This window comes from Clostridium sp. C2-6-12 (assembly GCF_009928485.1).
Taxonomy (GTDB): Bacteria; Bacillota; Clostridia; order Clostridiales; family Clostridiaceae; genus Clostridium.
The window spans coordinates 152171-164826 of sequence record NZ_JAABNP010000008.1 but is presented as its reverse complement, the minus strand read 5'-3'; the positions used below and the strand labels follow the sequence as shown (position 1 = coordinate 164826).

Annotated in this window: 11 protein-coding genes and 1 pseudogene; 9 read left to right on the top strand and 3 right to left on the bottom strand. The window is 29.9% G+C overall.

Annotated elements, in window-relative coordinates; all coding sequences use genetic code 11:
- Positions 1-971: pseudogene (locus tag GXK56_RS09015) on the bottom strand (collagen-like protein); the annotation flags it as partial.
- 247 nt (positions 972-1218) lie between these two features.
- On the opposite strand from GXK56_RS09015, the gene rfbA reads away from it, so the two are divergent.
- Genes rfbA through rfbB form a run of 4 tightly spaced genes read left to right on the top strand, consistent with a single transcriptional unit; the run spans position 1219 to position 4682 of the window.
- Positions 1219-2106: a glucose-1-phosphate thymidylyltransferase RfbA gene (rfbA, locus tag GXK56_RS09010; RefSeq protein WP_160687132.1), complete on the top strand. Its 888-nt coding sequence runs from the start codon at positions 1219-1221 to the stop codon at positions 2104-2106.
- Between the two features lie 12 nt (positions 2107-2118).
- Entirely contained in the window at positions 2119-2727 is a 609-nt protein-coding gene (rfbC, locus tag GXK56_RS09005; protein ID WP_243156066.1) for a dTDP-4-dehydrorhamnose 3,5-epimerase, read from the top strand.
- Between the two features lie 8 nt (positions 2728-2735).
- Positions 2736-3617, top strand: coding sequence for a dTDP-4-dehydrorhamnose reductase (gene rfbD / locus GXK56_RS09000; protein ID WP_160687131.1), 882 nt, complete (start codon positions 2736-2738; stop codon positions 3615-3617).
- Positions 3618-3629: 12 nt separating this feature from the next.
- Complete coding sequence (rfbB, locus tag GXK56_RS08995; protein ID WP_160687130.1) at positions 3630-4682, top strand: dTDP-glucose 4,6-dehydratase; 1053 nt, start codon at positions 3630-3632, stop codon at positions 4680-4682.
- 248 nt (positions 4683-4930) lie between these two features.
- Here the strand turns inward: rfbB and GXK56_RS08990 are convergent, their stop codons facing one another.
- On the bottom strand, positions 4931-5725 hold the full coding sequence (locus GXK56_RS08990) for an HAD family hydrolase (RefSeq protein ID WP_160687129.1): 795 nt from the start codon (positions 5723-5725) through the stop codon (positions 4931-4933).
- Positions 5726-6074: 349 nt separating this feature from the next.
- On the opposite strand from GXK56_RS08990, the gene lexA reads away from it, so the two are divergent.
- From lexA to fetB, 3 genes are all read left to right on the top strand, one after another.
- A complete protein-coding gene (lexA, locus tag GXK56_RS08985) occupies positions 6075-7598 on the top strand; it encodes a transcriptional repressor LexA (protein ID WP_160687128.1) in 1524 nt (507 codons plus the stop codon).
- A 168-nt stretch (positions 7599-7766) separates the two neighbouring features.
- On the top strand, positions 7767-8402 hold the full coding sequence (locus GXK56_RS08980) for an ATP-binding cassette domain-containing protein (RefSeq protein ID WP_160687149.1): 636 nt from the start codon (positions 7767-7769) through the stop codon (positions 8400-8402).
- Entirely contained in the window at positions 8395-9174 is a 780-nt protein-coding gene (gene fetB / locus GXK56_RS08975) for an iron export ABC transporter permease subunit FetB (protein ID WP_160687127.1), read from the top strand. Before GXK56_RS08980 ends, fetB begins: the two co-directional genes overlap by 8 nt.
- 29 nt (positions 9175-9203) lie before the next feature.
- On the opposite strand, the gene GXK56_RS08970 is transcribed toward fetB, so the two are convergent.
- Positions 9204-9782, bottom strand: coding sequence for a hypothetical protein (locus tag GXK56_RS08970; RefSeq protein WP_160687126.1), 579 nt, complete (start codon positions 9780-9782; stop codon positions 9204-9206).
- Between the two features lie 215 nt (positions 9783-9997).
- On the opposite strand from GXK56_RS08970, the gene GXK56_RS08965 reads away from it, so the two are divergent.
- Both GXK56_RS08965 and GXK56_RS08960 read left to right on the top strand, forming a co-directional pair.
- Positions 9998-11461, top strand: coding sequence for an NADP-dependent glyceraldehyde-3-phosphate dehydrogenase (locus tag GXK56_RS08965; RefSeq protein ID WP_160687125.1), 1464 nt, complete (start codon positions 9998-10000; stop codon positions 11459-11461).
- A gap of 332 nt (positions 11462-11793) precedes the next feature.
- Entirely contained in the window at positions 11794-12576 is a 783-nt protein-coding gene (locus GXK56_RS08960; protein WP_160687148.1) for a helix-turn-helix domain-containing protein, read from the top strand.
- Positions 12577-12656: the final 80 nt, after the last annotated feature.

The following is a 12656-nucleotide window of genomic DNA, read 5'->3' as shown; positions in this document are numbered from 1 at the left end:
GCACCTTGACTACCTTGAGATCCTTGGTCACCTTGGAAACCTTGAGAACCTTGAGCACCTTGAGAACCTTGGTCACCTTGGAAACCTTGAGTTCCTTGAGATCCTTGAGCACCTTGACTACCTTGAGATCCTTGGTCACCTTGGAAACCTTGAGAACCTTGAGATCCTTGAGATCCTTGAGATCCTTGAGCGCCTTGAGAACCTTGGTCACCTTGGAAACCTTGAACACCTTGGAAGCCTTGAGCTCCTTGGTCACCTTGAGAACCTTGGAAGCCTTGACTACCTTGGGCGCCTTGGTCACCTTGGTCACCTTGGAAGCCTTGAGAACCTTGAATACCTTGGAAACCTAGAGCACCTTGAGCGCCTTGAACACCTTGAGAACCTTGAATACCTAGAGCACCTTGAGTGCCTTGACTACCTTGAGCACCTTGGAAACCTAGAGCACCTTGAGCGCCTTGAGGACCTTGAATACCTTGGAAACCTAGAGCACCTTGAGCGCCTTGAGGACCTTGAATACCTTGGAAGCCACGAGCACCTTGAGATCCTTGAGAACCTTGAATACCTTGGAAACCTAGAGCACCTTGAGGTCCTTGAGAACCTTGAACGCCTTGGAATCCACGAGCACCTTGACTACCTTGAGGACCTTGAACACCTTGAAAACCTAGAGCTCCTTGAGGACCTTGAACGCCTTGGAATCCACGAACACCTTGACTACCTTGTGTACCTTGAGGACCTTGGAGCCCTTGGAAGCCACGAGCACCTTGAGGTCCTTGAGGTCCTTGAGGCCCACGACGACCTTGAGGACCCTGAGGTCCTTCGCAACAATGGCATTTTCTTCTATCTATTGATTCGAGCAATCCTAATAAGCAAATATCATCATCTCTATCATCACAATCATCGTGAAAGTGATTTCTTTCCTGGTCATCTATTATATCATTTCTTTCATCATCAAAATAACTATTGTGTCCCACAGTGAATCTTTACCTCCTTTAAAACCAATAACGTGATATTACATTGTATGGTTGTTGTCATAATATGTTACACTTTATCCTTAACTATCTTGTGTTAATTTATTTTTCCTAATATACCGAGATTAGTTAAAAAATATTTATTGATAATTACTAAATAAGTCACTTTTTAATAGATAGGCTAATATTATATAAGTGTTAATTAGGCATACGAAAAAGTTAATATAATATATGTAAAAGAAGGGATAAGATGAAAGGGATAATACTAGCTGGAGGGTCTGGAACAAGGTTATATCCAGTAACTAAAGCTATTTCAAAGCAAATGGTTCCTATATATGATAAACCGATGATTTATTATCCAATGTCAGTTTTAATGCTTGCTGGAATAAGAGATATATTAATTATTTCAACACCAAGAGATATAGTTGATTATGAAGAATTATTTAAAGATGGAAAAACATTGGGATTAAATATTAGTTATGCAGTTCAAGAAAAACCTAATGGTCTTGCAGAAGCATTTTTAATTGGAGAAGAATTTATAGGCAAAGACAATGTTGCAATGGTACTTGGAGATAATATTTTCTATGGACAAAGCTTTTCGGATCATTTAAAAGAAGCTGCAGCTATAGAAAAGGGTGCATGTATTTTTGGATATTATGTTCAGAATCCAAAATCCTTTGGAGTAGTGGAATTTGATAAAGATGGAAAAGTCATTTCATTAGAAGAAAAACCAGAAATACCTAAATCAAAATATGTTGTACCAGGTCTTTATTTTTATGATAATTCAGTTGTTGAAAAAGCTAAGAAATTAAAACCCTCATTTAGAGGAGAGTTAGAAATAACTGATTTAAATAAATGCTATATGAAAGAAGGAACTTTAAAGGTTCAATTACTAGGAAGAGGAATGGCATGGCTTGATACAGGAACTCACAGTTCCATGCTTCAAGCTTCTAATTTTGTTGAAGCAGTTCAAAATACACAAGGAACATATATTGCGTGTATTGAAGAAATTGCTTATAGAAAAGGATGGATAAATTCAAATCAGGTTATTGACCTTGCAAAGCCATTAATGAAAAATGGGTATGGAGACTATTTAATTAATATAGTTGAGGAAGTTGAAGGTAGAAAAATAAAATAGAATAATTACAGCATGAATTTAATGAGAGGTGTAAATTTGAGTAATTTCATTAAAACCCAAATTGAAGGGGTTTATATAATTGAACCTAAAGTTTGGGGAGATAAAAGAGGTTATTTTATGGAAACCTACAATAAAAATGAGTTTTTAGAAGCTGGACTTAACATTGATTTTGTTCAAGATAATGAATCTAAATCAAAAAAAGGAGTTCTTAGAGGGCTTCATTTTCAAAAAAAGCATAGTCAAGGAAAGCTAGTAAGGGTAATTAAGGGAGAAATTTTTGATGTGGTAGTAGATTTAAGAATTGGATCTAAAACCTATTGCAAATGGGAAAGTTTTATTTTAAATGAAGAAAACAAAAAGCAGTTATATGTTCCAAAAGGATTTGCTCATGGATTTTTAGTATTATCAGATGAAGTTATATTTAATTATAAATGTACTGATTTTTATGCCCCAGAATATGATGGTGGAATTAAATGGGATGATAAAAATTTAAATATTAATTGGCCAATTCATATGGTAGAAAATATAATTTTATCCGATAAAGATAAAAATCATCCTAGTTTAAGAGAATTAGATTTAAGTAAATATGCGGATTTTAATATGTTATTAAAAGAGGTGTGACTTATATCATGAAAATATTAATATTAGGTTCAAAAGGTCAGTTAGGAAGTGAACTTCAAGACATTTTGAAAAGTGGAAGAGCAGACTTAGGAGAAATACCAGAAAATATCAGAAAATCCATAATTATTCCAATGGACTTGAAAGAATTAGATATAACTAATTTGCAGCAGGTTGAAGAGAAAATAAATACGTTAAAGCCAGATGTATTAATTAATTGCGCAGCAGCCACAAATGTTGATAAATGTGAAATAGAGATGGAAACAGCCTTTAAAGTAAATTCAATTGGTCCTAGAAATTTAGCTATAGCTTGTGATAAAATTGGAGCAAAAATAGTTCAAATTTCAACTGATTATGTATTTAATGGAAGTTCTAAAATACCATTAGCTGAATATGATTTAACATGTCCATGTAATGTTTATGGAAAAACAAAACTTTTAGGTGAAAATTATATTAGAGAATTTTCTTCAAAGTATTTTATAATAAGAACAGCATGGCTTTATGGATTTTCAGGTCATAATTTTGTTTATACAATGAGAAAACTTGCTAAAGATAACAATTATATAAAGGTTGTAAATGATCAAAAGGGCAGCCCTACAAATGCAAATGATTTAGCATATCATATATTAAAGATAATAAACACGGAAGAGTACGGTATATATCATTGTACAGGTAAAGGTGAATGTACATGGTATGAATTTGCAAAACTAATAATTGAACTTTCAGGAGAAAAATGTGAAGTAAGACCTTGCATATCAGAAGAATATAAAACTTTAGCAAAAAGACCGAAATATTCCTCTATGGATAATATGATGCTTAGAAATACTGTTGGCGATGAAATGAGAACTTGGAAAGAGGCTCTAAAATCATTTATAAATAAGTTAGAAAAGTAAAGAAGGTGTAAAATGAAGACATATTTAGTTACTGGTGGAGCTGGATTTATAGGCTCAAATTTTATTTTATATATGCTTAATAAATATAAAGATATTAAAATTATAAATTTAGATAAACTAACTTATGCAGGGAATTTAGAAAACCTTAAATCAATAGAAAATGATAGCAGATATACTTTTATTAAAGTTGATATTTGTGATAAAGACTTAATAAATAATCTCTTTGATTCAAATGAAATAAATTATGTTGTTCATTTTGCAGCAGAGTCACATGTTGATAGAAGTATAAAGGAACCTGAAATATTTGCTAAAACAAATGTGCTAGGTACAGTAAATTTACTCAATGCTGCAAAAAAGGCTTGGCAAGAAAAAGATGGATTTAAGGAAGGCGTTAAATTTCTTCATGTATCTACAGATGAGGTTTATGGTTCTTTAGCACCAGAAGGCTTCTTTGTAGAAACAACACCAATAAATCCTCATAGCCCTTATTCCTCAAGTAAAGCAAGTTCAGACTTAATGGTTAAAGCTTATTATGATACCTATAAAATGCCTGTAAATATTACAAGATGCTCAAACAATTATGGCCCGTTTCAATTTCCTGAAAAACTAATTCCATTAATAATTAATAATTGTCTTAATCATAAAGATATTCCTGTATATGGAGATGGGATGAATATTAGAGATTGGTTATATGTAGAAGATCATTGTAAAGCTATTGATATGGTAATCAATAATGGGAAAATAGGTGAAGTATACAATATTGGAGGCCATAACGAAAGAACAAATATGCAAATAGTCAAAACAATTATTTCGTTTATAAATGAAAATCTTGATAAAGCTGTAACTGAAAATTTGATCAAATATGTGGAGGATAGAAAAGGCCATGATAGAAGATATGGCATAGCTCCAGATAAAATAAGAGATGAATTAGGCTGGTACCCTGAAACCGCCTTTGAAGTGGGAATAAAAAAGACCATTAATTGGTATTTAAATAATATTAAATGGCTTGATAATGTAACTTCAGGAGACTATCAAAAGTACTATATAAATACGTATACATCTTAAAAGATAAGCACCTATAAAAAGAGCAGCTATGCTGCAATACGGATCTTATCACCTATAAAAAGAGCAGCTATGCAACAATATGTATCTTTTCTGCAATACGGATTTTTTCACAGTAAGGAATTTTCCTGTAATACGCAACTAATTAAGCACACCAAGAATGTATCACTATAAAAACAGTAGATAATTCTGTTTTACCACAAAATTATCTACTGTTTATATTTAGAAATTTGAGTACTTAGTTACTTATTTTATATTATACTATAATGTTTTAGAGCATGTTTTATTCCATCTTCTTCAACATCCTTTGTTACAAATGAAACTAAATCAAATAAGCTAGGATGACTATTTCCCATAGCAATACTGTTTTTTACATATTCAAGCATAGATAAATCATTAGTACTGTCGCCAATAGCATATGTATTTTCATGAGGAATATCTAAATGTTCCATTAAATATTGAATTCCTGAGGCTTTTGAATATCCTAGTGGAACTAATTCATAAAAACCTTCACCTCTATGTATAAACTCTAGTGTATTTTCAAATTCTTTATGGAAAGAATCAAAGTTGCTGCTTTCATTTGTCCAAATAACTAATTTATCAAAATCTATGTCAGCATCATCAAAGGTTTGTCCAGTGTAGAAGCCTACATCAGTATGACGTTTCTTAATCCTAAGGACTTCACTAGATATTATTTTTTCATCAGCATCGTAATAAACACCTTTTTTACCTTCTAAAATAGCATCAATATTACATTCACGAAGTTTTTTTACAATTTTCTTAGAAAAATCTACTCCTAAGCTTCTATAAAATAGTTCTTTATTCTTAAATTCTATGTATGTACCACATCCACAAACATATCCATCAAAATCAAGCTCTTTAATACAATCATCAATTTCTAAAATCGGTCTGCCTGTGTTTATAAATACAAGATGTCCATTATTTTGGGTCTTTCTTATAGCTTCTTTTGCACTTTCTGGAACAGTAAATGTCTTTTCGCTAAGTAAGGTTCCATCAATGTCAAAAAATATCATATTAGGTTTCATTTTATTCTCCTCTCGTGTTTTACCACTACAAAGTACTTAACTTTAGTTACCAAGTTTTCCTTTGTTAATTATACATACTTTATTTCACTAAAACAATGGCTGTGTGTTTGCTGTATTTGTGAAAAATATATAAAATTTAATTATATGATTGGCTTAATCACTTTAAATCACTAGGAATATGATTTATCTAACCTTTACATACAATTAAAAAATATAGTATAATTACAAAATAATTTAATATTTTCATTAGGATAAAAAATAAAATTTAAATTATGGACATTTCATTTGAATCATAGGTGAAATGCTAAATATATATTATAAATCTAAAGAAGAATGGAAGGAGGATAACATGGAATTTAATAGAGGACAAAGAAAAATAATTAATGGTAAGCCAAATGGTCATTTATTAATAAAAGGTATATCTGGAACAGGTAAAACAACTGCGTTTGTAAATAAAATTCCGTCATTACTTAATAAATATTGTATTTCTAAAGATGATAGAGTGCTAATAACAGCTTCTAGTGAAGAAAATATAAAAAAGATAGCCTTTATTTATGAAAATATAGAACAGGAAAAATATCATCAAAGCAGTTTTTTTGATACAGATAATAGTGATAAATTAGAAATGAACCTATTAACTTCATTAGTAACATATTATTTTAATCAATATAATAACACTCATAAGAAAAAATTTGATGTTGCTTCTTATGATGAAATTGAAAATGAGCTTAAAAACGCTATAAGTGTTATAAGAGAAAACTATTCAAAGAAAAAGATTAAAATTTTAAATAGTGAATTTTTTGATTTCATTAAAGAAGAAATTATATGGATTAAAGCTTGTAATTATTTGAAGCTTGAAGAATATCAAAATGCTTATAGACCTTCAAGAGTGAGCAATTGCTCTGGAGCACCTAAAAGTCTAAGAAAAAATTCAAAACAAAGACAAGCTATTCATGAAGTATTAGTTGAGTACAATAATAACTTAAAGAAAATTAATAAAATAGATAGCCAAGATATAGCGCTTTTAGCTTTAAAAGAGGCAATAAAGAAGCCTAGTAAAAAGTATACTCATATTTGTATAGATAACTGCCAAGAGTTAACTAAGGTTCAATTAGAATTATTAAAAGCAATTTATAATGAAAAAAATTATTCTAGCTTAACTTTTATATTTAATACTATGGCAGGCAATAATCCTTATGGTTATATTGCAAAAGGACGTTCATTTGCTAACCTTGGGTATGATATGAAGGGGAAAAGTGTTACATTAAGTACTATTTATACTGAGGAAGTTAATATAGAACCTGAAATTATTCAGTTACCAGCAAAGGAAAAAGCTAAGACAAAAGCTGTTAAATCTAATTCTGCTATGAATGCTAATACTACTCTTTACATAGATTTAAAGAGAAATATTTCTCATAGATTTTTTAAGGATTCAGGTGCAGAAGATGATATTTATATTGAATATGATGGAACTGAAGAAAAAGCTGAAAATGTTGTAAGCATTCCAGTATTTAATGAAATTGCTGCTGGTAATCCAATACTAATGAATGATTCTGTTGAAGATAATTATTCACTTCCAAAGGAATGGATTAGAAGTACCAAAGATGTCTTTATGCTTAAGGTAAAAGGTGACTCTATGATAAATAAAAACATATATGATGGAGATTATGTTGTAATAAGCAAACAAAACATGCCTAAAGTCCATGATATAGTAGCAGTAGATATTGAAGGTGAAGCTACTTTAAAAACCTATAAGGTTATTGATGGGAAAATTACTCTTACTCCAGAAAATGAACATTATGAACCTATAATCATAGAAGATCAGCAGTTTAGCTTTCTTGGAGTAGCAATTGGACTTGTAAAAAATTCTTAAAGTTAATTAATTTTAACTAATCTATAATGGAAATCCTTATAGTAATTGATATAATTATTATAGGGATTTTTTACGTAAAAATATGGTGGCAGTGAAAAATTAAAATCAGGTTCCTGTTCACCCATGATAAAAAGTAATCAACATATGTTAAAAGGAAGTGAAAAAGAAATGTTTAAATTAACTAATATAAAATTCAAAAATATATTAGACATTCCTTCTTTATATATAAATAAACCTATTACATGTATTTTAGGTAGTTCTGGAAGTGGAAAAACAACTCTACTTCGAATGTTAAATTGTTTAAATGTGCCTGATTCAGGTGCAATTGTTTACAATGATCTAGAACTTTCAAAAATTGATACTATAAAATTAAGAAGAAAAGTGGTTATGCTTGGACAAACTCCTGTAATTTATAGTGGTACAATAGAAGATAATTTGCAGATTGGTTTAGAATTTTCAAAAAAGCTTCCAGCTTCCCAAAGTGCAATGAAGGAAGTACTTGAAAGAGTTGAATTAAACAAACCCATAAATGATAGCTGTGCAAATCTTTCTGGTGGTGAAAAGCAGAGATTATGCCTTGCTAGAGTAATGTTAATGGATGCAGATACTTATCTTTTAGATGAACCATCAGCAGCTCTTGACAAAGAAACAGAATTATTTATTATAGATAATTTCACTAAATTTGTTTTGGAAAATAATAAAGAACTCATTATGGTAACTCATTCTGAACAAATAGCAGAAAAGTTTCCTGATTCAATAATAAGAATTGAAAAGGGAAAAGTAACGGAGGCTTACAATGAATAATGCAGTAATGAATCTTTCAGTCTTTCAGCTTTCCATTGCCTATGTATTTGTTTTAATTATGCTCTTTATTTTTAAATCAAGGGGAATTAAACGTGAAAAGGAAATTCTAATTGCTACAACAAGAATGACCTTGCAGCTTACTTTAATGGGATATGTATTAATGTTTGTTTTTAATAATCCTAGCTGGTGGTTGACTTCATTAATGATTGTTATAATGATTTCTTTTGCAATTTATAACATAGTTAAAAGAGTGAAAATACCTATGTCAAAGGAATTGAAACGTATTATTACAATTTCCATAGTTTTAGGAGCTCTTGTAACAGCTGTATTTTTTATAGTAGTAGTTTTAAGTGTACGTCCATGGTTTAATCCTCAATATTTTATACCTATATCAGGAATGATCATTGGTAATAGTATGACAGGAATTGCCCTAGGTGCAAATAAATTATGCAGTGATATGGCTGAAAAAAGAATTGAAATAGAAAATTCCTTAATGCTAGGCGCTACACCTGTAGCTGCTACAAAACAATTTGTAAATAACGCCTTTGACAGCGCTATCTTACCAACAATGAATAACATGCTGACCATGGGAATAGTATCTCTTCCAGGTATGATGACAGGGCAGATTCTTTCAGGAACTTTTCCACTTACAGCAATTAAATATCAAATAGGAATTATGCTTGCTATTTTAGGAAGTACGGCTGTATGTACTGTTTTATTTGTAACACTTGGATATAGGACATTCTTTACTAAAGATAATAGATTAAAATAAAGGAGAAGCAATTTAACTTCCATCAGAAATTAAATTGCTTCTTTTTCTATTGCTATTTCATTTATAATTTGTAAGATTTCATTCCAGTTATAAACTCTTGTAATATTTGAATTTAAAGGAAGTCTATTATAATTTGTATCAAGTAATAGGACTTTAAAACCATTTTCTGAAAGCGAAATTGCATTTTCATAGCTGTCTTCAATAAAGACATTACAATTAAGTTCAATAGCCTTAGGAACTTTATTATGAGTTCCAAGTACAAAAATTTCATCGAAAGGAATCTCGTTGCCTAGTAAATAGGAGAAGGTTAGAATTTCTAGAGACTTTTCTCTTGCAGTTACAAAATATAAGTTATTGTATTTATGAAGTATATCTAAAATTTCTTTTACATCCTTTCTCAAAGGCTCTTTACTATGAATTTCAACTTTTAGCTCTTCATAAAATTTTAAGTAGTCATTTTCTTCAACATTTAGTATTTTGTGAATTGCATATTCTGTAACTTGATCCTCAGTAATGTTTAAATTGAAATACTCATTTGCATAGTTTAACCAATAATAAGGATCTGTTATAGTTCCATCAATATCAATACAAATATTTAAATTTTTCATTTTATCACTCCTTGAATAAATTATTTGTTTAAAACTATTATATAAAACATATATTAAGAATAAATTAATAATAGGTTATAATTTAAATAACAGAAAATTATAAAGATTGTTAATTTTTTTATAATTACTATGGATTTTATTTTAATTATAGTATATCATAATATTAGTTAATAATTAATATTAATTGATATAATTTATTTAATAGAGGTGGAAATATGTTTAATTGTATAAGATGTGAAGATAATATTTTTAGAAATTTAATAGATGGACAGTGGGAAAGTAGTAAAAATGGGGAGTTTATACAAATTAATTCTCCAATAGATGGTTCTCTTATTGGGAAAGTTCCTGCAATGACTAAAGAAGAGGTTGATTTTGTTTTTGAATCTTCTAAGGCAGCACAATTAAAGTGGAAGAACGTGCCTGTAAATGAACGTGCTGAAATTCTTTATAAAGCTGCAAATATACTACTCGAAAATAGTGATGAACTTGCAGAAATTATGATTAGAGAAATAGGTAAGGATAAAAAGAGTTCTAAATCAGAAATTTCAAGAACAGCTGATTTTATAAGATTTACAGCTGATACTGCAAAAAATATGTCTGGAGAAAGCATTCCAGGAGATTCTTTCCCTGGATTTAATAGAAGTAAAATTTCAGTAGTGACAAGAGAACCTTTGGGAGTTGTTCTTGCAATATCACCATTTAATTATCCTGTAAATTTATCAGCTTCTAAAATAGCTCCAGCAATTGTTGCAGGAAATTCAGTAGTACTAAAGCCAGCAACTCAAGGAAGTTTATGTGGTTTGTATTTAGCTAGAGTCTTTGAAGAAGCTGGAGTTCCAAAAGGAGTATTAAATACTATTACAGGAAAAGGAAGTCAAATAGGTGATTATATTGTTACTCATCCAAATGTTAATTTTGTAAATTTCACAGGAAGTACAGAAGTTGGTGTGAGAATTTCTAAAATAACTAGTATGGTTCCACTACTTATGGAGCTTGGTGGAAAAGATGCTGCCATTGTCTTAGAAGATGCAGATTTAGACCTTGCTGCAAGTAATATAGTAGCAGGTGGGTATTCATATTCTGGTCAAAGATGTACAGCTGTAAAGAGAATTTTAGTTGTAGATAAAGTAGCAGATCAATTAGTAGCTAAGGTTAAAGAAAAAATGAATACACTAAAGGTTGGGAATCCATTAAATGAAGATGTGGATGTAGTGCCACTTATTAATACTAAGGCTGCAGATTTTGTAGTTGAATTAATTGAGGATGCAAAAGAAAAAGGTGCAGATTTAATTGTTGGTGGAAATAGAGAGGGTAATTTAATTTATCCAACACTATTTGATAATGTCACTGTAGATATGAGACTTGCATGGGAAGAACCATTTGGACCAGTACTTCCAATTATAAGAGTAAAAGATAAAGATGAGGCTATAAAAATAGCAAACAAATCTGAATATGGATTACAAAGTGCTGTTTTCACAGAAAATATAAATGATGCGTTTTATATAGCTGATAAACTTGAAGTTGGAACAGTTCAAGTAAATAATAAGACAGAAAGAGGTCCAGATCATTTCCCATTCCTTGGAGTAAAGGCTTCTGGAATAGGAACTCAAGGAATAAGATATTCTATTGAATCTATGTCTAGACCTAAGGCAACAGTAATTAATGTATTAAGAGGATAATGAGTACAAAATTTAGGCAGAGGTTATAAAACTTCTGCCTAAATTTTATGTTCCGCTTCTTTATGTTAAGTGTTTGATTATATAAATAGGTATTTTTAATTAATTGTACTACTTTATATTTTAGTAATATAATTATCTAAACGAATTTAGTCACGATATAGTGACAGAATTCAAGTAAATAATAACTATATTATGAAATAATCAATTAGATTTAATTTTAAGGTTAATTTTAAAGATAAATCAACCAATTTGAAGTTTGTAACTAAAAATTTAAAGGTATACAATAGAATTGTCACCAGATAGTGACAAAATTTATTAAAGGAGTGAATTTTATAAGTATTACTATTATTACCACAGAAAACAAACGACTTTGTCCAGCTGTAGTATATGGCAGCGAAGATGAACAGTTAAAAACACCTATTATAAATATAGATGACATTTATGATTTACTATATAAAAAACAAAGTATTTTAGTTATGTCCAGGCAATATGATCAATATGGAAAAGAATTAAAACATTTTCATGGACAGTTAGATAAATCAGATATTAAAGCAATGTTTGCTACAGTTGATGAAGAAAATAAAAAAGATTTAAATTCAATTATGACCTTATCTGAAGCAGCTAAAAAATGGGGGCTTGCCAATGGCTCTACCATAAGAAAAGCAATAGAAAGAGGTAAGTTTAATCAAGATGAAATAAAACAAGCTGGAGATGTTTGGATAACAACTTACTCTGCAATGGAAAAAGTATTTGGACCAATTAAAAATGAAGATAATGAATTTATAATATATGATGATTTCGAAACTGTTTATTTAACCAAGGCATATTATGAATATGCTCAATTAACTTTTCTTAAAGGACCTAATTATGAAGCGCTTAAAAAGGATCTTGAAACTAAATATCAATATATTAAAGAGGTGTTTACAAAAGGCCTCAATGCTTTAAGAAATAACCAAAAGGTGATTATAAAAAAAAGTAGAAACAACCAAGTGAGGCAAGTTATATGTAATGAAGAAGAATACTATTTTTACATTCAAGTATTCAAAAGCAGAAGAAATTTAGCTCCAGAACTAATTGATAGATTATTAAATGATTTAAAAGCAGTTTCAAATTAAATTAATAAATAAAGCAAATTACTATTACGACAAAGATTTTAATCAATTAACCAAAGAAGACCAGAGAAGTATTCCAATAT